This is a genomic window from Methylobacterium sp. 285MFTsu5.1, assembly GCF_000383455.1.
Classification (GTDB): domain Bacteria; phylum Pseudomonadota; class Alphaproteobacteria; order Rhizobiales; family Beijerinckiaceae; genus Methylobacterium.
This window is the reverse complement of record NZ_KB911281.1, coordinates 67,104-86,365: the sequence shown is the minus strand read 5'-3', so window position 1 is coordinate 86,365 and position 19,262 is coordinate 67,104. Positions and strand designations below refer to the sequence as shown.

Below are 19,262 nucleotides of genomic sequence, written 5' to 3'. Positions count from 1 at the left end.
TCCTTCGACGCGCGTGCGGATTCGGTGCGCTTTCAGGACGCTGTCAGGACCGCGCGTGGGGCCGCGTCGCGCTCCCTCATCAGCGGCGGCGTTCGCCGGCGACGCGTGATCGTCGCCGCGTCTCCCGTGACAAACCGGCCCTCCTGTCGGCGGATCGCGCGCGTCAGCTTGGCCGGAGGCTCCGCGGACTCCGCCGAATCGGAAACACAGGTCCCTTCCACAGGCCGCCGCGAAACCCCCGATGCCGGTCTCGACCTATCTCGTCGTCGCCCTCGGCGCCGTCGTCGCCGGCTTCGTCCAGGGCCTGTCGGGCTTCGGCTTCGGCCTCACGGCCCTGTCGTTCTGGGCCTGGGTGATCGACCCGCAGCTCGCCGCCGTGCTGGCCGTCTCCGGCGCCTTCACGGGCCAGGTCATCGCGGCGGTCTCGGTCCGGCGCGGGTTCGAGACTAGGCGCCTCGCGCCCTTCGTCCTCGGCGGCCTCGCCGGCATCCCCCTCGGCGTCCTCCTGCTGCCGCGGCTCGACGCCGACTGGTTCAAGACGCTCCTCGGCCTCCTGCTGATGGTCTGGTGCCCGGCCATGCTGTTCGCCCGGAACCTACCGCGGATCGCGGCCGGCGGCCGGCTCGCCGACGCCGCGGTGGGCCTCGGCGGCGGGATGATGGGCGGGCTCGGCGGCTTCACGGGCATGCTGCCGACCCTCTGGTGCACCCTGCGCCGCTACGAGCGCGACGTGCAGCGCTCGGTGATCCAGAACTTCAACCTCGCGATGCTCAGCGTCACCCTGGCGACCTACCTCGCCGCGGGGCTCGTCACCCGGGCGACGCTGCCGATCCTGGCGGTGGTCCTGCCGGCGATGCTGGTCCCGACGCTGCTCGGCACCCGGATCTATCTCGGCCTCAGCGAGGTCGCCTTCCGCCGGCTCGTGCTCGGCTTGCTGACCGTCTCGGGCCTCGCGCTGGTTTCGGCCTCGGCGCCGCGGCTCCTGCAGCGCGCCGGGCGCCCCATTTCGACCGCCTTTGTCGGGGAGCACCCCGTTGACTCTGCCGGCCGGTGAGCCGCCGGCGGGCGCGATAATCTGCTAAGCTGTGCCGGGTCCGCGAGACCGGGCGCCGGAGACGTGATGGTGCGCAAGTATTTCGGAACCGACGGCATCCGGGGTCGGGCCAACGGCGTGATCACGCCGGAGCTCGCCCTCAAGGTCGGTCAGGCCGCCGGCCTCGTGTTCCAGCGCGGCGACCACCGCCACCGGGTGGTGATCGGCAAGGACACCCGCCTCTCGGGCTACATGATCGAGACCGCGCTCGTCGCCGGCTTCACCTCGGTGGGCATGGACGTGCTCCTGCTCGGGCCGGTGCCGACGCCGGCCGTGGCGATGCTGACCCGCTCGATGCGGGCCGATCTCGGCGTGATGATCTCGGCCTCGCACAACCCGTTCGAGGACAACGGCATCAAGCTGTTCGGGCCCGACGGCTTCAAGCTCAACGACGCGATCGAGCACGAGATCGAGGGGCTGATCGACGCCGACATGCACAAGCGCCTCTCCGGCTCGAACGACCTCGGCCGGGCCAAGCGCATCGAGAGCGTGCACGCCCGCTACATCGAGTTCGCCAAGCGCACCCTCCCGCGGCAGGTGACGCTGGACGGGCTGCGGGTCGTGGTCGACTGCGCCAACGGCGCGGCCTACCGGGTCGCCCCCGAGACCCTGTGGGAGCTCGGCGCCGAGGTGATCGCCATCGGCACCGAGCCGGACGGGTTCAACATCAACCGGGATGTCGGCTCGACCGCGCCCGCGGCCCTGATCGACATGGTGCGCGAGCGCCGGGCCGATATCGGCATCGCGCTGGACGGCGACGCCGACCGGGTGCTGATCGTGGACGAGAAGGGCCAGGTGGTCGACGGTGACCAGCTCATGGCCGTCGTGGCGCGCTCCTGGAAGGAGGACGAGCGCCTGACGCAGCCGGGCGTGGTCGCGACGATCATGTCGAATCTCGGCCTGGAGCGGTTCCTCGGCGGCCTCGGCCTGACCCTGGCCCGCACGGCGGTGGGGGACCGCTACGTCCTCGAGCACATGCGGGCGCACGGCTACAACCTCGGCGGCGAGCAGTCCGGCCACATCATCATGTCGGACTACACGACCACCGGCGACGGCCTCGTGGCCGCCCTGCAGCTGCTGAGCGTGGTGCAGCGGCAGAACCGGCCCGTGAGCGAGGTCTGCCACTGCTTCGACCCGCTGCCGCAGATCCTGAAGAACGTCCGCTACCGGAGCGGCGAGCCCCTGCGCGAGGACAGCGTGGTCAGCGCCATCGAGCACGCCCGCGAGCGGCTCGGCAATGCCGGCCGCCTCGTGATCCGCCCCTCGGGCACCGAGCCGGTGATCCGCGTCATGGCCGAGGGCGACGACCGCGGCCTCGTCAACGCGGTGGTCGACGAGGTGGTCGACGCCGTCACCCGCGCGGCGGCCTGAGGCCGGAGCCCCGGAGGGGCGCGGCTCGACTCCGAAGGGGGCAGCCCGAGTCAGCCCAGATCGGCGTAGGCGGCGCGCAGCTCCGCGGGTGCGGTCATCCGCCACGCCGCCAGCAGCGCCGCCCGCAGAACCTCCTCCGCGCACGGGTCGAGGTCGAGATTGGTCCAGCCCCGCCGCCCCCAGGCGCCGTCGAGCGGCGCGAACAGGTCCGGCTCGGCCTCGCAGAGGGCGGCCTGATCCGCGGGCGCGAGGCGCAGCACGACCCGCGCCTCCTCGACCCAGAGGGTCGCGAAGACCCGGCCGCCGACCCGGAAATCCGGGTTGCCGCTGTGGGCGCCCGCTACCGCCTCGGGCAGCATCAGCGCCAGGATGCGCACGTCGTCGGGTCCCATGCGGCCTCAGCCCCCGCGCCGTCCGGCCCCCACAGAAGAACTGCGCTGACCCCGGCGGCGCAGCGCAGCCGAAACAAGCAAGTCTCGCCCGGATATCCGTTTCGACAGTTCGGCAACGGATGCGCAAGCCTAACATTTAACGTTAAGCCGGATTTAAGACGTTCCTTCCATCCTGCCCTCGTACCCCGGGACCGCGCGCCGCGCGTCCGGCTCACGAGTCCAGTGAAGGAATCCTCATGGCCCGCTCCAAGCTGAACGCTTTGGTGCGTAGCCTGACGCTCGCGGCGAGCGTCGGTGCGCCCTGCCTCGCCGCGGCCGCGGATCTGATGCTCCCGCCGCCCCCGCCCCCGCCGCCCCCGCCGATCGAGGTCGGCGGCGGCTGGTACCTGCGCGGCGACGTGGGCGCGAGCATCTACACCCGTCCGCGCTACAGCGACGCCTACGACTACACCGGCTACGCCGAGTCCAACCGCGCCTTCGGCAACGCGGTCGGCGGCGGCGGTTTCGCGGGCGTCGGCGTCGGCTACCAGTTCACCCCGTTCCTGCGCGGCGACATCACCGGTGAGTACCGCTACTCCACCGGCCTGCGCGGCAGCGAGTACTACAAGGGTCCGGATTTCGACAACGGGCTCGGCTCGTACGGCGTGAACAAGTCGAGCGGCAACTTCGACTCCGCGGTGGTGCTGGCCAACGCCTATTTCGACCTCGGCACGTGGTACGGCATCACGCCGTTCATCGGCGGCGGCGTCGGCTACGCGTTCAACCACGTCTCGAGCTACTCGACCAACCAGCAGTTCACCAGCCCGACCTACGCGTACGATTACACCAATGCCGGCTGCGGCTGCATCCCGTACGCCCCGGTCTACGACCCGAACGGCAATCCGGTCTACAACACCAACAGCGGCAGCAAGTTCTACAAGGACAAGACCACCGGCAGCCTCGCCTGGGCGCTCCACGCCGGTCTCGCCTACAACGTGACCGACGCGCTGAAGATCGAAGTGGCCTACCGCTACCTGAACCTCGGCAAGGCCGAGACCGGCCCGGGCTTCGTCCCGTGCTGCACCGGCAGCCTACAGGCGATCAAGATCAAGGACATCGAGGCGCACGACGTGAAGATCGGCCTGCGCTACTACCTCGGTGGCTTCGTGGCGGCCCCGCTGCCGCCGCTGATGCCTGAGCCGATCCCCGGCCCGCTGGTGCGCAAGTACTGATCGCGCCTCGACCGCGATTCCCCTGACGGACGACGACGGCGCGGAGGGTCTCCGCGCCGTCTCGCGTTTCGGCGCCCCGTCGCGACAGGCTCGGTTCTCGGCCTGTCCTCAGCCCGTCCTTGGCCGACCCAATAACCGCCACGACGTCCCAGGACTGGCATCCCCGGATCGGGACTGACCTATCGCAGTCGAGCAACGGAGAATTAAGGTTACCGGCGTATCACCGTGTCGAGGCTCGATCCGCCGTCCGTCTTTTCCGTCCCAGGACGATCCCGATGCGTACCGTCACTTTCCCGCTGCTGGCGGTTCTCGGTCTCTGCGGCGTGAACACCGCGCGCGCCGCGGATCTGGATTACGATTACCTGCGCGGCGCGGATTACGACCCGGTCCCGGCCCCGGTGGTCGACTGGAGCGGCGTGTATGTCGGCGGCCACGGCGGCTACACCTCCGCGCTCATGGGGAGCAAGGGCGCGTTCCAACCGCTGATCTACCGGGACTCGCACAACACGACGGGTGAGTCCGACTTCCACGCCTCGACGCTCCTTAGCCCGCCATCGCGGCGAGTCGGCGACACGAGTTTCGGCGCCTTCGCGGGCTACAACGTTCAGTTCGACGAGTTCGTCTTCGGCATCGAGGGGGACTACACGAATTTCGGCCGGATGGGCGTGTCGAGCGATGGTCTTGCGCGGACCCAAATGTCGGCCGCCGGCAGCTACGATACCGTGAGCCTGAGTGGATCCACGGCGACGCGGGTCAACGATTACGGCACGCTGCGCGCGCGGGTCGGCTACGCCCTGGGCAATTTCCTGCCCTATGTCACTGGCGGCATCGCCATCGGTCGGGCGCGCGTCGCCGATACGACGAGCTATCAGAACTATGGCTTCAATCTGACGGCCTACAACGCGACTCTGGCCGGGACGCCGACCTACGTGAACAATTACGGCTACACGAGCTTCAACCAGAGCGCGCCCTACAACGGGACCCCGTTCACCTCGATCCAGACGCAGTCGAGGACCAAGGTCACCGCCGGCGTGGCGGCGGGAGCGGGCGTCGAGTACGCGATCACGCCGAACATCCTCCTGCGCGCCGAGTATCAGTACGTGCTGTTCAGCAGTTTCGACGGGCACAAGGTCAACCTGAACACCGTCCGGGCCGGCGCGGCCGTCAAGTTCTGATGCCGCGCTTCGGCGGGAGCCTGTTCATGCAGCACGCACGCACCATCCGGCTCACCGTCCTGCTGCTCGGTGCCGGCCCGCTCCTCGACCCCGCCGTCGCGGCGGATTGGCCGCGCGACCCGCATCCGCCGCGCAGCGTTCGATACCGGAGTCCGGTGCCGTCCGTTCCCGCCGTCCCCCCGCCCGTGCTGGTGCGGGGCTACCTGCCGCGCAACCACAACGTCCCGATGTACAACGAGCCGCCCCGCCGCGAGCCGGCCTGGTGAGGCCTCCGCGCCGCCCTCAGCTCTCCAGCTCGCTGTCCCAGTACAGGTAGTCGAGCCAGGTGTGATGGTATTGGCGGTGATCGAACTCGGGCTGCCGGTGGTGCAGCTCGTAGCGCGTCGGCCGCCGGGGCTCGGTCATCAGCGGCATGTCCGCCTCGTCCGGCGTGCGGTTGGCCTTGCGCAGGTTGCAGGGCGAGCAGGCCGCCACGACGTTCTCCCAGCTCGACAGGCCGCCCCGGGAGCGCGGCACCACGTGGTCGAAGGTCAGGCCGCCCGAGGGCAGCCGCAGGCCGCAATACTGGCAGCTGAAACCGTCGCGCAGGTAGATGTTGTAGCGGGTGAAGGCCGGGCTGCGGGCCAACGCCACGTAGTTCTTCAGCGCCACGACGCTCGGCACCCGCAGGGCGCGCGAGGGCGAGCGCGCCTCGACGTCGTAGCTCGCCACCAGGGTGACGCGGTCGAGGAACAGGGCCGTGAAGGCGTCCTTCCACGACCAGAGGGAGAGCGGATTGTACGAGAGCGGCCGATAATCCGCGTTGAGGACGAGGGTTTGGAGATCCATCATCGGCGCGACTCTTCGGACTAGCTCTGGCGCGTGGGACGCGCGGGACCATGCCGCCGCCCCGCCGGCCCGTCCGAACCGGCCCGGGGCCGATGCAGGACGGGCCGGCGCGCGGAGCGACGGCTTGACGGGAGAGACGGAGGGAACAACAGGGCGGCGGGCCGGCGCGCGGGGGCGCCGGTCGATGCGGTAGCATCCGGAACGCGGCCGGGCCGGGCCGGTATCGCCACCGGCCGCGCCCTTTCGCGTAGCAACGAAAAGGCCCTGTCCATCAGGTGTTCATCTAATCCCAGCGTGACACCCTTGTGAAGCTTTTCCGGATGAGCCCCGGGGACGCACCCACAGCGGGCTCGCGGGGGTGGGACCCGGCGCGGGATCCGGCCCGGGGTGGGCAGCGGCACGGTTTCGCCCTATTGCTCGCCCAGAGCGCCCGGCCGCCAGGAGGCCCGCCCGGTCCCCGATCGCCGCCGATTCGCCGATGCCGGACTCCGGCCGGCCGCCGCGCGCCCGACGAGAGGTTGCTCATGCATCGTATCCCAGCGCGGACCCGGAAGCCGGAGGGCGCGCCGCGCCCGTCCCGCGCACTCGCCCTGCTCGCCGCGCTGGTGTTCGCAACCCCGGCGGCCCTGACCCTGCCGGCCTTCGCCCAGGATCCGGCGCCCGCCGCCAAGTCTTCCGATCAGAAGCCCGCTGATCACAAGTCCGCCGACACCAAGGCCGCGCCCGACGCCAAGCCCGCGGACGGCAAGGCGCCCGACGCGAAGGCGCCCGACGCGAAACCCGCCGACGCGAAGCCCGCGCCCGCCGCCAAGGCCGAGGTTCCCGAGCAGTTCAAGAAGGTCCGAGCCAAGCTCGACGCCGCCAAGACCGAGCTCGACGCCCGCGAGAAGCAGCTCGGCCACACGGAGCTGACGGTGGCCGACCTCACCGCCATCCGCGACAGCGCCGTGACGGTTACCGACGAGATCCGCACCCTGGTCACCCGGCTCGACGCGCCGCTGGAGGCCGCGCGCGAGCGCCTGGCTCAGCTCGGGCCGAAACCCAAGGATACCCAGGAGAGCGCCGACGTCGCCGCCGAGCGCGCCGAGCGCGAGGCCGCCGTCACCCGCATCGACGAGACCCAGCGCCTCGCCCGCTCCCTGGTGGTGCAGGGTGACCAGATCGTCGACCGCGTCTCGAATCGCCGCCGTGAATCGTTCACCCGCGACCTGCTCCAGCGCTCCCAGCCGCTGGTCGGCCCCGGTCTCTGGACCAAGGTGATGGGCGACGTCCCCCGGGACACGCGCGCCCTGCAGAGCGCCGTGTCGGATATCGGGCTGCTGTTTTCCCGCAACGGCAACCTCGCCAACCTGCTGTTCTTGGGGCTCGCCTTCGGGATCTCGGTGGCGCTGTATTTCGGCCGGCGCAACATCGCCCCCAAGGGCGCCCGCCGGGACGCCACCAAGACCGACCCGTCGCGGCGCGCCGTGATGCTCGCCGCCTGGCGGGTGATCCTGCTCGGCACCGTGCCGGCCGTGGCCGGGTCCTACGCGGTCTACTACGCCCTCGATTCCACCAACCTGCTGCCGTCCCGGCTCCTGCCGGTCGCCGCCGCGATCCTCGGAGGGCTGGCCTTCATCGCCTTCGTGGAGGCCCTCTGCGACGGGCTGCTCAGCCCCGAGAAGCCGGCGTGGCGGCCCGCCCCGGTGAGCGACGCGGCGGCCACGCGCCTGACCCGGCTCGCCGTCGGCATCGCCACGGTGATCACCGTGGTGAAGTCCGTCGAGGCCCTGAATTCCGGGATCTCGGCGGCCCTGCCGATCTCCATCGCCACGCGGGGCATCGGGGCGGTCGCCACCGCGCTGATCCTCGCGGTCGGCCTCCACCGGTTCGCCGACACCGAGCAGGAGGAGGAGGCCTGCTTCGGCCCCTACGTGCCGACCAAGACCACGACGGGCATCGGCGGGCCGGCGCGGCTCCTGGGCTGGGCCGCGGTGGCGCTGATCGGGCTCGGCGCGCTGGTGGGCTACGTGGCCTTCGCGGCCTTCCTGATCGACCAGCTGATCTGGGACGCCGCGGTCCTCGTGCTGCTCTACCTGCTGGTCCAGAGCGTCGACATCTTCGTCGGCCGCGCGCTCAGCGACGAGACGCGGCTCGCCACCACGCTCCAGGCCAATACCGGCCTGCGCAAGCGCTCGCTCAACCAGATCTCGGTCCTGACGACCGGCGCGACCCGGCTCATCCTGTTCCTGGCGGCGGCGGTCCTCGTGCTGGCGCCCTGGGGGCTCGATTCCACCGACATCGTCTCGTCGGTCCGGCAGGCCTTCTTCGGCTTCAAGGTCGGCGATGTCACGATCTCGCTCTCCAGCATCGCCTTCGGGATCGGCATCCTGGTGGTCGGCGTGTTCATCACCCGCGGGGTGCAGCGCTGGCTGGAGAACACCTACCTGCCGGCCACCGACCTCGACGCGGGCCTGCGCAACTCGATCACCACGGTGGCGGGCTATTGCGGCTTCCTGATCGCGCTGGCGCTGGCCTTCTCGTATCTCGGCCTGAGCCTGGAGAAGCTCACCATCGTGGCCGGCGCCCTGTCGGTCGGTATCGGTTTCGGCCTCCAGTCGATCGTCAACAACTTCGTCTCCGGCCTGCTGCTCCTGTGGGAGCGCCCGATCCGGGTCGGCGACCAGGTGGTGATCGGCGATTCCGAGGGCATCGTGAAGCGGATCTCGGTGCGCTCCACCGAGATCCAGACCTTCGACCGCTCGGCCGTGATCGTGCCGAACTCGAACCTGATCTCCGGGGTGGTGAAGAACCGGGTGCGGGGCGATCGGACCGGGCGCGTCAGCATCACGGTCAGCGTCCTGCGCAACCAGGACCCGGTGCGCGCCGCCGAGATGATCACGGCCTGCGCGCAGGGTCATTCCGACGTCCTGAAGGAGCCCCCGCCCCGGGTGGTGTTCAAGAAGATCGGCGACCCGTTCCTGGAATTCGAGCTGCTCGTCTGGATCGTGGACGTGAGCCTCGGCCAGAAGGTGGTGACCGACCTGAACTTCTCGGTGTTCGCGACCCTCTCGGAGGCGGGTTTCATCCCGCCGCTCGGGCCCGGCTCCAGCATCGTCACCGTGCAGGGCCTCGACACGATGCAGAGCGCGATGGGCGAGATCGCCAGCCGCTTCATCCAGCCGGCGCCGGTCCCCGAGGGCGGCGAATCAGTCCGGCCCCAGCGCGACCGCGGCCTGCGCAGCGCCGGCGCCTGACCGGCCGCCGCCGAGGGCGATCCGGACGGCGTTCCCGCCCGCGTCCTTGGCGGCGTAGAGCGCCGCGTCCGCCCGGCCGAACAGCCGGGCGCGGCCGCCGCGCCCGGCGGACATCGCCGCGGCGTCTGCCACCGCGATCCCCACGGAGGCGCCGATCCGCAACTCCCGGCCGCGATACGGGATCGGCCGGCTCAGGGCGGCGACGACGCGCCGGCCGCGCTCCACCAGCGCGAGCGGGTCGACGGGCGCCCGCAGGAGCACGGCGAACTCGTCGCCGCCGATGCGGGCCACGAGGGCCGCGTCCCGGCAGACGGCGGCGAGCCGCGCGGCCGAGCGCCGGAGGCACAGGTCGCCGGCCGCGTGGCCGTGGACGTCGTTGACCGGCTTGAACCCGTCGAGGTCGATCAGCAGCAGGGCGGCGAGGGGATCCGGACCGGCGCCGTCCGTGCCGGCCTCGAACCGCGCCTCGAATCGCGCCTCGAAGCCGCGGCGGTTCGCCAGCCCGGTGAGCGGGTCGCACTCGGCGCGCCGGCTCAGCTCGGCCAGCCGGGCGATCTCCTCGGTGACGTCCTGCTTGGTTCCGAACAGGCGGGCGGGGCGCCCGTCCTCGGTCTCGACCGCGGCGCGGATCCGGATCCAGCGCCGCCGGCTCCCGGCCTGGATCTCGGCGTCGAGCACGAAGGCGCCGCTCCCGGCGATCGCCCGGTGCCGGAGCGCTTCCAGCAGGCGCCGCGAGGTCGGCTCGTAGAGGTCCAGGATCCGGGGCCGGTGCAGCGCCGCGCCCCGGGGGACGCCGAACAGGTCGTGGACGCCCCCGGACCAGTCGAGGGCGCCGTCGCGCAGGCGGCAGGACCAGAGGCCCATCCCGGCGGCCGCCAGGGCACGCTCCTGCCGCGCCAGCATGCCGGCCTGCTGGCGGAGGATCGTCCGCTGGAGGGCGCGCGCGGCCGCGGCCTCCGACGCCGCCTCAGACGCTGCCGACGGGTCCGCGCACCCGCCGACGGATCGGTCGCGGGGTGGATCCACCGGGGTCAGGGAACGCGCGGTCGTCATCGGTGTGCAATTTTAGACGGAGGGCCTTTGAGGAAGCCCTAACCGTCCGATGCGCGGCCGAGCGGCAGCCCCTATATGGCGGCTGGGCGGTGGGGCCGTCGCAGGGATGGATGAAACGTGACGAGACGCGATCGTGACGGTCGACATGCGGGGCGCGGGCGCGCCCAAATCAGGACCGGAGCCCGGATGGTCGGTCCGGCCGCGCTGGCGGCGGCGCTTCTCGGCGGCTGCGCCGCCCAGCCGCCGAGCAGCGCCGGGCTGCCGAGCATCTACCTGCCGCTCGCCAGCAACAGCGCGCATATCGACGTCGAGGCGGCCCGCGACATGATCTCGTCCTACCGCCGCAACCGCGGCGCGCCGCCGCTGACGGTCGATCCCGAACTGCAGCGCCTCGCCGAGGCCGAGGCGGCCGCCATGGCGCTCGCCGACCGGCCGAGCCGGGCCCAGACCGTCAAGGCCGCCGTCGAGCGGCTCGGCTACGCGAGCGTCAACGCCAACCTCTCGGCGGGCTACCACACCCTGGCCGAGGCCTTCTCGGGCTGGCGCGAGAGCCCGCCCCACGACGCCACCATGCTGGCGCCCGGGGCGACCCGGATGGGGATCGCCACCGCCTACGCCCCGGGCTCGAAGTACAAGGTCTACTGGGCGCTCCTCACCGCGAAGTAGCGGCACCCCGCCGGTCGGCCGGCATGGAGGGGGCCTCGCCGGCGGGGGGCGAATCGGTCGTCCGGACAGCCAGACGCCGTCGATCATGAACGGCGCGAACGCCGCTTCGACGCCCCCGAGCCGTCGGGCACCGCCCGCGCGTCCCGGGCGCGGCGGATCCGGGCTAAGCTTCGGGAAACTTTGCTGAAGCAACCGTAAAGGCGACTGTTTCGAACCTGTATCGGCCCGTCATCGCCCGTTCAGGCAGGCGCTGGCATACCCGTTTCGTACGAGGGGTTTGACGCGGATCCGGCACGCATGCCGGCCGCGCGGACCTCCTCGGTGAAGGCGTGAGACCCGGGTCACACGGGCCGCGCCAGGGGTGGCGGAGCGGTACGATGGTTCGTCTGTACGGGCGGGTCCTGGGATTTCTGAAGGCGGAGCGGCGGCTGGCGATAGGCCTAGCCGTCACCAACGTGGTCCTGGCGATCGCGGCCTTCGCCGAGCCCCTGCTGATGGGCCGGATCATCGACCAGCTGACCCATCTCAAGCGCGGCGGCGACGCCATGGGCACGATGCTGCCCCTGCTCGCCGCCTGGGTGGCGTTCGGCTTCTTCACCATCGCGGCGGGCGTGTTCATCGCGCTCCACGCCGACCGGCTGGCGCACCGCAACCGCCTGTCGTCGATGGCGAGCTACTTCGAGCACGTCCTCGACCTGCCGCTCGCCTTCCACTCGGCCAACCATTCCGGCCGCGTCCTGAAGGCGATGCTGGAGGGCACGAACGGCATGGCGTGGCTGTGGCTCGGCTTCTTCCGCGATCACCTCGTCGCCCTGGTCTCGCTCGGCGTGCTCCTGCCGATGACCCTGTTCATCAACTGGCAGCTCGGCGCGATCCTGGTGGTGCTGGTGCTGGCCTTCACGGCGCTCACCACCTTCGTGATGCGCCGGACCGAGGCGCTCCAGGGCCAGGTTGAGGAATTCAACTCGGGGCTGGCCGCCCACGCCTCGGACGCCCTCGGCAACGTCGCGGTGATCCAGTCCTTCACCCGCGCCAAGGCCGAGAAGGAGGCGATGCGCGGCATCATCACCAACCTGCTCGCCGCGCAAATCCCGGTCCTGTCCTGGTGGGCGCTCGCCAACGTGGCGACCCGCGCCTCCGCGACCATCACCATGACGGCGATCTTCGTCACCGGCATCTGGCTCTACCAGGCTGGCACCACCACGGTGGGCGAGGTCGTGGCCTTCATGAGCCTCGCCACCGCCTTCGTGGCCCGGCTCGACCACGTGGTCGGCTTCGTCAACGGCCTGTTCCAGCAGGCGCCGAAGATCGCCGAGTTCTTCGAGATCTACGACACCGTCCCGGCGGTGGCCGACCGGCCGCACGCCCGGCAGGTCGCCCGCTTCGAGGGCGCGGTCACCTTCGAGGACGTCGCCTTCTCGTACGACGGAAGGCGCCAGGCGCTCGACGGGGTCTCGTTCACCGCCAAGCCCGGCGAGACGATCGCGCTGGTCGGGACCACCGGCTCGGGCAAGTCGACGACGCTCGGCCTCCTGCACCGCAGCTTCGACCCGGCCTCCGGCGCGATCCGGATCGACGGGATGGACATCCGCGACGTCGGCCTCGCCTCGCTGCGCCACAACATCGGCGTGGTGTTTCAGGAGCCGATGCTGTTCGCCCGCTCGATCCGCGAGAACCTGCAGGTCGGCTGCCCCGACGCCACCGACGCCGAGATGCTCGACGCGCTGGAACGCGCCCAGGCCAGCGCCTTCATGGCGCGCCAGGCCGACGGGCTCGACACGGTGATCGGCGAGCGCGGCCGGTCGCTCTCGGGCGGCGAGCGCCAGCGGCTCTCGATCGCCCGGGCGCTCCTGAAGAACCCGCCGATCCTGATCCTCGACGAGGCGACCTCGGCGCTGGACGCCGCCACCGAGCGCAAGCTCCAGGGCGCCCTGGAGACCGTGATGGAGGGGCGGACCACCTTCGTGATCGCCCACCGCCTCGCGACGATCCGCGACGCCGACCGGATCCTGGTGTTCCACGAGGGCCGGATCGTCGAGGCCGGCACCTTCGACGACCTGGTCGCGCAGGACGGCAGGTTCGCCGAGCTCGCCCGGGCGCAGTTCATGGCGGCCCAGGCGGAGGAAGACGAGGGGCTGGCGCTGGCGGCGTGAGGCGCCGCCGGGCGCACCGCGTCGTCGGGTCCGGGCGCGAACCCCTCTCCCGCGCGGGAGACGGTGGGGTGCGACCGGGACGCTCCGGGATCAGGCGCCCGGTCCCGGGGCGCCCGTCCCGGACCTGCGGCCCTCCATCTCGGCCCGGCGCGCCAGCATCTTCGCCTGCAGGCGGGCGCGGCGGGCGGCGATCACCGTGCCGTTGATCTCGCCGCCGAACAGGAACATGGCGGCGAGCCAGTAGAGGAAGACCAGGAACACCATCGCGGTGGCCAGCCCCCCGTAGGTCGACGCGTAGGCGTTGGAGAATCGGTCGAGGTAGTAGCCGAAGCCGAGGCCGGCGAAGAACCACAGGAGCAGCGTCACCCCGATCCCCGGCAGCACCGACAGGATCGAGCGCCGCCCGGCCGCGACGAACTTGTGGGCGATGACCAGCACGACGGCGAGCAGCAGGGCCGTGACGCCGATCCGCCCGATCGCCACCGTGAGGCTCAGGGGCTCCAGGCCCGGCGCCACCAAGACGACGTTGCGCCAGATCAGCGGCCCCAGCACCACGAGCAGCGCGAAGGCCAGCATCGCGAAGGCGCCGCAGATCACGTAGCCGATCGATTCGAGGCGGGTCAGCCACCAGGGCCGGCTCTCGCGCAGGCCGTAGGCCCGGTTCAACCCGACCCGCAGGCTCTCGACGCCCGAGGAGGAGAAGTACAGGGCGAACAGCGCGCCGAGCGTCAGCACGCCGCTGCGCTGCTCGGTGAGCACCCGGTGCACCTCGCCGACGATCGGCTTGGCGATCTCCCGCGGCCACGCGTCGAAGATCAGCACCCCGGCCTCGTCGGCCAGCGACTGGGTGCCGAACAGGCCGGCGAGCGCCGCCAGCAGGATCAGGAACGGGAACAGCGAGGTCAGGCTCGAGAGGGCGATGTGACTCGCGATCGCCCAGCCGTCATGGGAGACGAAGCGCTGCGCGGCGACGCCCATGACCTGTAATCCGCTGCGGAGGGGTTTCACGGGTGTCCAACGATCCTCGATCGCGCGATCCTCGGGGCGGCCCTCTCCGGGAGAGGTCCGCCGATGAACGGCGCCGGCACCCGCGCGTCAACGCCGTCGGCCCGCTCCGGTCCCGATCGGCGGCCGGTGACGCGTCCGCGCCACGCCGGTGCCGGTCGCGCCCCGTGGGCAAGATCACCGTTGCGCCGGGCGCGCCGGCATGCTCCGTCCGGCGGCCATGCCTACACTCTCCCGCCCGTCGACCCTCGCATCCGGCGCTCTCCCGGCGCTGTTCATCCCGATCTGGGCCACGGGCTTCATCTCGGCCCGGGCGGTCGTGCCGCACGTCGATCCGCTGGCCTTCACCGCAATCCGCTTCACGGCCGTCGCCCTGGTGCTGGCCCTGATCGCCGCGGCCGCCCGGGTGCGCTGGCCGGCGGACCGGGCGGGGTGGCGCGACCCGGTCGTCGCGGGCTTCCTGATGCAGGGCGTCTACCTGTCGGGCGTCTTCTGGGCGGTGAGCCACGGGCTGCCGGCCGGAATCGCGGCGCTCGTCGGCAGCCTCCAGCCGCTGCTCACCGCGCTCCTTGCGCAGCCGCTGCTGGGCGAGCGCGTCAGCGGCCGGCGGGCGCTCGGGATCCTCATGGGCTTCGTCGGCACCGGCCTCGTGCTCGCCCCGAAGCTCGGCGCCACGGACCCGTCCGGGATCCCGCCGGCGGCGCTGGCCGTCAGCCTCCTGGGGGTGCTGGCGCTGACCCTCGGCACGCTCTGGCAGAAGCGCACCGGCGGCCAGGTCGATCTCCTGGCCGGCGCGACCCTCCAGTTCGTCGGCGGCATGGCTTGCGCCATCCCGCTGGCGCTCGCCTTCGGCGGCAGCGCGTTCGATCCGGCGCCCGCCCTGTGGCTCGGCCTCGGCTGGGCGGTCCTGGTCAACTCGGTCGCCGGGATCCTGCTGCTGCTGGTGCTGATCCGGCGGGGCGCGGTGGCGGGCGTCGCCGCCCTGTTCTTCCTCGTGCCGCCGGTCGCGGCCGTCCTCGGCTACCTGCTGTTCGGCGAGGTGCTGACCCCCGTGCAGGGCGCCGGCATGGCGCTCGCCGCCCTCGGCGTGGCGGTGGCGAGCCGCGGCTGAGATGGCCGCGGGCGGTCGCCGCCGAGGCCGCGACCCCTGCGACGGAAGGCGCGGAAACCCTTCGCGCCCTCGCGGTTTGGTGCGCGCGGGCCGGATCGGCCCGGGCCGGCAGCGCGCGAGGCGAGGATGAACCAGGACAAGCCCCGCGAGATCCGCCTCGCCCTCGACGCGATCCCCCTCGGCGGCAAGGCCGAGGGCAAGGCCGGCGACGACGCGGTGCTGTTCGTGCGCGACGCCGACGGGGTGCGCGCCTTCCAGGCGAAGTGCCCGCATCTCGGCGCGCCGCTGGCCAAGGGCGAGATCTGTGGCGGCCGGCTCTACTGCCCCTGGCACAAGGCGGCCTTCGCGGTCGCCGACGGCGGCCTGGAGGAGCCGCCGGCGCTGGAGGCGCTGACCCGCTATCCCGTCCGGATCGAGGGCGGCGAGGCGGTGGCGACGCTGACCCCCGAGCCGGTCCCGGCGCGGCGGGCCGAGGCCCCGGTCGGGACGGTCCTGATCGTCGGCACCGGTGCGGCCGCCGCCGCCTGCGTCACCACGCTCCGGCGCGAGGGCTTCGCGGGGGCGATCACCCTGGTCGGCCGCGAGGGCCACCCGCCCTACGACCGGACCAAGCTGTCCAAGCAGTTCCTGGCCAAGCCCACCCCGGCCGAGAAGACCCTGCTGGAGCCGGATTTCGCCGCCGCCCACCGGGTCGAGCGGGTCGAGGCCGAGGCGACCCGGATCGATCCGGCCGGCCGCAGCGTCGCGCTGGCGGACGGGCGCACACTCACCGGCGACGCGCTGCTGATCGCCACCGGCAGCCGCGCGGTGGTGCCGGACTTCGAGGGAAGGGATCTCGACGGCGTCATGACCCTGCGCAGCCTCGACGACGCGGTGCGCCTCAGCGCCGCGGCGGAACGGGCGACGCGCGTGGTGGTGATCGGCGCAGGCTTCATCGGCCTGGAGGCCGCGGCCTTCCTGACCAAGCGCGGCCTGTCGGTGACGGTCCTGTCCCGGGAGGAGGTCCCCTTCGCCAAGCGCTTCGGCGAGGCCGTGGGCGCGGCGCTGAAGCGCTACCACGCCGGCAACGGCGTGACCTTCGTGACCGGCACGGTCGCGCGGATCGCCGGCACCGGCTCCGTCGAGGCCGTCGAGACCGAGGACGGCGCGCGGCTTCCGGCCGACCTCGTGCTGATCGGCGCCGGCGCCGCGCCGGAGACCGGGATCGTCGCCGGGGTGGAGCCGGACGAGTCCGGCGGCCTCCCGGTCGGCGCCGACCTGAAGCTCGCCGACCACGTCTGGGTCGCGGGCGACATCGCGGCCTTCCCGGAGCGCGGCAGCGGCGTCACGGCGCGGATCGAGCACTGGCGGCTGGCGCAGCAGCACGGCACGCACGTCGCCCGGGCGATGCTCGGCGCCACCGGCGCCTTCGCGGGGGCGCCGTTCTTCTGGAGCAACCAGGGCGACAAGCGCCTGGATTACGGCGGCTACGCGCCGGATTTCGAGCGGATCATCCTGCAGGGCGACCCGGCGGCGCTCGACTTCATCGCCTACTACGTCCGCGACAACCGCGCGGTGGCCGCCTGCAGCATCGGCCGCAACCCCGCCTTCACGGCGTTCCTCCACCTGCTGGGCGAGGGCCGCGTGCCCACCCCCGACCGGATCGAGGCCGGTGCGGATCTCGCCGCGCTGGTGTGACGGCGCGACATCGGCGCCACGTCGGGGCGGCCGGACCGAGGGAACAAGGTCGGGCGGTCCATCTTTCGGTAGACGCCGCCCGCCGTCTCGTGAGCCGGGCCCGCACGGGAGGCCCCATGAACCAGATCATCGTCGTCGCCCTCATCTGCGCCGCCTCCGTCCAGGCCCCGGACTGCTCGCGCGAGACTGCCATCGACGTGGTCACGGGCCCGGCCCACACGCTCCAGGAATGCCTCGTCCAGGGGCCGGTCCTGGCGGCCAATGCGGGCTTCAAGGGCGAGGACGGGTCCTACCTGAAGACCCGGTGCGAGCAGAGGCGCTGAGCCGGGGCCGTCCGGCGAGCAGGTTTCGGTAGGCTGAAGGCACGATCATCAGTGTCCGCACCGTCGCACGTCGCCGCGCCGGTCCGGCCTTGACTTCGCGGGGCTGCGCGCCGGCCCGCCAGCGCCGGTATTCAACTTCAGTTCAAGGCGAGACAAACGAAATCTGCTTCGGCTCCGGACCGCGGCAGGTTAAAAGGACCCGATCCAAGAAGACGCCACGCGAGCAGAGAACCATGTCCGCATCCCCCGCCATCCAGACCGAGCCGCAGGATCTCGTGGCCCTCACCAAGGCCGCCGGTGAGAGCGCGAAGGCGCTGGCCGCCGAGGCCACGCGCCGGGTCCGCACGCGGATCCTCGGGACGGACGGGCGGATCGACGCGGCCAAGCTCGAGGGCCAGCAGCACGCCGCCCATGGGCTCGCGTGGCTCGCGACCTACGCGGAGGCGGTGAACGAGCTCGGCGGCTACGCCGAGCGCCTGCAAGGGGAGGGCCGGTTCGGCGAGACCGAGGCGCTCCTCGTCCGGATCGGCGCCGGCGAGTATCTCGACCAGCTGTTCTCCGGCATCCCGATGAGCCAGGGCGAGATGGTCCGCCTCACCGGGTCCCTCGGCCTCTCCGCCAAGGAGGTGGCCCAGTACCGCACGGACGCGGTCGAGACCCTGATCGCCGAGGGCAACACGCCAGAGAACCGCGCCGCCCTGGTGGCGCAGATGCGCGACGGCGGCGGCTCGGCGACGGTCGGCGCCTCGGGCCTCGACGAGGACATGGAGGCGATCCGCTCCGAGATGCGCCGCTTCGGCAAGGCCGAGGTGGTCGATCAGGCGCACGAGTGGCACCTGAAGAACGCCTACATCCCGATGGAGATCGTGCAGAAGATGGCCGAACTCGGCGTCTTCGGCCTGACGATCCCCGAGGAGTACGGCGGCATGGGCCTGCCGAAGACCGCCATGTGCGTGGTCTCGGAGGAGCTGTCCCGCGCCTATATCGGCGTCGGCTCGCTGGGCACCCGCTCGGAGATCGCCGCGGAGCTGATCCTGTGCGGCGGCACCGAGGAGCAGAAGCAGCGCTTCCTGCCGAAGATCGCCTCCGGCGACATCCTGCCCACCGCCGTCTTCACCGAGCCGAACACCGGCTCCGACCTTGCGAGCCTGCGCACCCGCGCGGTGAAGGAGGGCGACGTCTGGAAGATCACCGGCAACAAGACCTGGATCACCCACCCGGTCCGCGCCGACATCATGACGGTGCTGGTCCGCACCAAGCCCGAGGAGAAGGGCCACAAGGGCCTCTCCATGCTGATCGCCGAGAAGCCCCGCGGCACCGACGCGGAGCCGTTCCCGGTCCAGGGCCTGTCGGGCGGCGAGATCGAGGTGCTCGGCTACCGCGGCATGAAGGAGTACGAGCTCGCCTTCGAGAACTTCGAGGTGCCGGGCGGCAACCTGCTCGGCGAGGTCGAGGGCAAGGGCTTCGCCCAGCTGATGCAGACCTTCGAGTCGGCCCGCATCCAGACCGCGGCCCGCGCCATCGGCGTCGCCCAGTCGGCCCTCGACGTCGGCCTGCGCTACGCCGAGGAGCGGGTCCAGTTCGGCAAGGCGCTGGTGAACTTCCCGCGGGTGGCCGACAAGCTCGCCATGATGGCGGTGGAGATCAACATCGCCCGCCAGCTCACCTACTTCTCGGCCCGCGAGAAGGACGAGGGCAAGCGCTGCGACCTGGAGGCCGGGATGGCGAAGCTGCTCGGCGCCCGCGTCGCCTGGGCGGCGGCCGACAACGCCCTCCAGATCCACGGCGGCAACGGCTTCGCGCTCGAGTACCCGGTGAGCCGGATCCTGTGCGACGCGCGCATCCTCTCGATCTTCGAGGGCGCTGCGGAGATCCAGGCGCAGGTGATCGCCCGCCGGCTGCTCGAGTCTGCCTGAAATCCCGTCTAGAGCTGGGGAATAGTACGTATCATGGGATTATAAGTCGGCA

General features: G+C 71.8%; 16 protein-coding genes. 12 read left to right on the top strand and 4 right to left on the bottom strand.

Annotation, left to right across the window (positions count from 1 at the left end; all coding sequences use genetic code 11):
- Positions 1 to 241 precede the first annotated feature (241 nt).
- Both H288_RS0118190 and glmM read left to right on the top strand, forming a co-directional pair.
- Positions 242 to 1,054 (top strand): sulfite exporter TauE/SafE family protein, encoded by an 813-nt coding sequence (locus H288_RS0118190; protein ID WP_020094010.1) that lies wholly within the window; start codon positions 242 to 244, stop codon positions 1,052 to 1,054.
- A gap of 69 nt (positions 1,055 to 1,123) precedes the next feature.
- Positions 1,124 to 2,464 carry a phosphoglucosamine mutase gene (gene glmM / locus H288_RS0118185; RefSeq protein WP_026605059.1) on the top strand — a complete coding sequence of 447 codons (1,341 nt, stop codon included), beginning with the start codon at positions 1,124 to 1,126 and terminating at the stop codon, positions 2,462 to 2,464.
- A 50-nt stretch (positions 2,465 to 2,514) separates the two neighbouring features.
- Here glmM and H288_RS0118180 read toward each other — a convergent pair whose 3' ends face one another.
- Positions 2,515 to 2,856 (bottom strand): MmcQ/YjbR family DNA-binding protein, encoded by a 342-nt coding sequence (locus H288_RS0118180; RefSeq protein WP_020094008.1) that lies wholly within the window; start codon positions 2,854 to 2,856, stop codon positions 2,515 to 2,517.
- A 236-nt stretch (positions 2,857 to 3,092) separates the two neighbouring features.
- Here H288_RS0118180 and H288_RS0118175 point away from each other — a divergent pair, with 236 nt between their 5' ends.
- From H288_RS0118175 to H288_RS0118165, 3 genes are all read left to right on the top strand, one after another.
- Entirely contained in the window at positions 3,093 to 4,067 is a 975-nt protein-coding gene (locus H288_RS0118175; RefSeq protein ID WP_020094007.1) for an outer membrane beta-barrel protein, read from the top strand.
- Between the two features lie 275 nt (positions 4,068 to 4,342).
- Positions 4,343 to 5,242, top strand: a complete 900-nt coding sequence (locus H288_RS0118170) for an outer membrane beta-barrel protein (RefSeq protein ID WP_020094006.1) — start codon at positions 4,343 to 4,345, stop codon at positions 5,240 to 5,242.
- A 26-nt stretch (positions 5,243 to 5,268) separates the two neighbouring features.
- Positions 5,269 to 5,508, top strand: coding sequence for a hypothetical protein (locus H288_RS0118165; protein WP_026605058.1), 240 nt, complete (start codon positions 5,269 to 5,271; stop codon positions 5,506 to 5,508).
- A gap of 16 nt (positions 5,509 to 5,524) precedes the next feature.
- Here H288_RS0118165 and H288_RS0118160 read toward each other — a convergent pair whose 3' ends face one another.
- Positions 5,525 to 6,073 carry an HNH endonuclease gene (locus H288_RS0118160; RefSeq protein ID WP_020094004.1) on the bottom strand — a complete coding sequence of 183 codons (549 nt, stop codon included), beginning with the start codon at positions 6,071 to 6,073 and terminating at the stop codon, positions 5,525 to 5,527.
- Positions 6,074 to 6,594: 521 nt separating this feature from the next.
- On the opposite strand from H288_RS0118160, the gene H288_RS0118155 reads away from it, so the two are divergent.
- Entirely contained in the window at positions 6,595 to 9,306 is a 2,712-nt protein-coding gene (locus tag H288_RS0118155; RefSeq protein WP_020094003.1) for a DUF3772 domain-containing protein, read from the top strand.
- On the opposite strand, the gene H288_RS0118150 is transcribed toward H288_RS0118155, so the two are convergent.
- Complete coding sequence (locus tag H288_RS0118150) at positions 9,259 to 10,209, bottom strand: GGDEF domain-containing protein (protein WP_244603222.1); 951 nt, start codon at positions 10,207 to 10,209, stop codon at positions 9,259 to 9,261. The two genes, H288_RS0118155 and H288_RS0118150, sit on opposite strands and share 48 nt — an antisense overlap.
- 336 nt (positions 10,210 to 10,545) lie before the next feature.
- Here H288_RS0118150 and H288_RS0118145 point away from each other — a divergent pair, with 336 nt between their 5' ends.
- Positions 10,546 to 11,025, top strand: coding sequence for a CAP domain-containing protein (locus H288_RS0118145; protein ID WP_020094001.1), 480 nt, complete (start codon positions 10,546 to 10,548; stop codon positions 11,023 to 11,025).
- 377 nt (positions 11,026 to 11,402) lie between these two features.
- Positions 11,403 to 13,178, top strand: a complete 1,776-nt coding sequence (locus tag H288_RS0118140) for a glucan ABC transporter ATP-binding protein/ permease (protein ID WP_020094000.1) — start codon at positions 11,403 to 11,405, stop codon at positions 13,176 to 13,178.
- 90 nt (positions 13,179 to 13,268) lie between these two features.
- Here H288_RS0118140 and H288_RS0118135 read toward each other — a convergent pair whose 3' ends face one another.
- Positions 13,269 to 14,156, bottom strand: a complete 888-nt coding sequence (locus tag H288_RS0118135; RefSeq protein WP_020093999.1) for a YihY/virulence factor BrkB family protein — start codon at positions 14,154 to 14,156, stop codon at positions 13,269 to 13,271.
- Between the two features lie 229 nt (positions 14,157 to 14,385).
- Here H288_RS0118135 and H288_RS0118130 point away from each other — a divergent pair, with 229 nt between their 5' ends.
- The 4 genes from H288_RS0118130 to H288_RS0118115 all read left to right on the top strand — a co-directional run bounded on the left by H288_RS0118130 (position 14,386) and on the right by H288_RS0118115 (position 19,210).
- On the top strand, positions 14,386 to 15,294 hold the full coding sequence (locus H288_RS0118130; protein ID WP_020093998.1) for a DMT family transporter: 909 nt from the start codon (positions 14,386 to 14,388) through the stop codon (positions 15,292 to 15,294).
- Between the two features lie 126 nt (positions 15,295 to 15,420).
- Positions 15,421 to 16,971, top strand: a complete 1,551-nt coding sequence (locus tag H288_RS0118125) for an FAD-dependent oxidoreductase (RefSeq protein ID WP_020093997.1) — start codon at positions 15,421 to 15,423, stop codon at positions 16,969 to 16,971.
- A gap of 116 nt (positions 16,972 to 17,087) precedes the next feature.
- Positions 17,088 to 17,294: a hypothetical protein gene (locus H288_RS0118120; protein WP_012321270.1), complete on the top strand. Its 207-nt coding sequence runs from the start codon at positions 17,088 to 17,090 to the stop codon at positions 17,292 to 17,294.
- 233 nt (positions 17,295 to 17,527) lie between these two features.
- A complete protein-coding gene (locus tag H288_RS0118115; RefSeq protein WP_020093996.1) occupies positions 17,528 to 19,210 on the top strand; it encodes an acyl-CoA dehydrogenase family protein in 1,683 nt (560 codons plus the stop codon).
- The last annotated feature ends 52 nt before the right edge of the window (positions 19,211 to 19,262 follow it).

Coding starts and splice junctions, on each gene's coding strand:
- H288_RS0118120 (WP_012321270.1), top strand. CDS start 17,088: ATGAACCAGATCATCGTCGTCGCCCTCATCTGCGCCGCCTCCGTCCAG.
- H288_RS0118150 (WP_244603222.1), bottom strand. CDS start 10,209: ATGCTGGCGCGGCAGGAGCGTGCCCTGGCGGCCGCCGGGATGGGCCTC.
- H288_RS0118190 (WP_020094010.1), top strand. CDS start 242: ATGCCGGTCTCGACCTATCTCGTCGTCGCCCTCGGCGCCGTCGTCGCC.
- H288_RS0118165 (WP_026605058.1), top strand. CDS start 5,269: ATGCAGCACGCACGCACCATCCGGCTCACCGTCCTGCTGCTCGGTGCC.
- H288_RS0118170 (WP_020094006.1), top strand. CDS start 4,343: ATGCGTACCGTCACTTTCCCGCTGCTGGCGGTTCTCGGTCTCTGCGGC.
- H288_RS0118125 (WP_020093997.1), top strand. CDS start 15,421: ATGAACCAGGACAAGCCCCGCGAGATCCGCCTCGCCCTCGACGCGATC.
- H288_RS0118155 (WP_020094003.1), top strand. CDS start 6,595: ATGCATCGTATCCCAGCGCGGACCCGGAAGCCGGAGGGCGCGCCGCGC.
- H288_RS0118115 (WP_020093996.1), top strand. CDS start 17,528: ATGTCCGCATCCCCCGCCATCCAGACCGAGCCGCAGGATCTCGTGGCC.
- H288_RS0118140 (WP_020094000.1), top strand. CDS start 11,403: ATGGTTCGTCTGTACGGGCGGGTCCTGGGATTTCTGAAGGCGGAGCGG.
- H288_RS0118180 (WP_020094008.1), bottom strand. CDS start 2,856: ATGGGACCCGACGACGTGCGCATCCTGGCGCTGATGCTGCCCGAGGCG.
- H288_RS0118175 (WP_020094007.1), top strand. CDS start 3,093: ATGGCCCGCTCCAAGCTGAACGCTTTGGTGCGTAGCCTGACGCTCGCG.
- H288_RS0118130 (WP_020093998.1), top strand. CDS start 14,386: ATGCTCCGTCCGGCGGCCATGCCTACACTCTCCCGCCCGTCGACCCTC.
- H288_RS0118135 (WP_020093999.1), bottom strand. CDS start 14,156: ATGGGCGTCGCCGCGCAGCGCTTCGTCTCCCATGACGGCTGGGCGATC.
- H288_RS0118145 (WP_020094001.1), top strand. CDS start 10,546: ATGGTCGGTCCGGCCGCGCTGGCGGCGGCGCTTCTCGGCGGCTGCGCC.
- H288_RS0118160 (WP_020094004.1), bottom strand. CDS start 6,073: ATGATGGATCTCCAAACCCTCGTCCTCAACGCGGATTATCGGCCGCTC.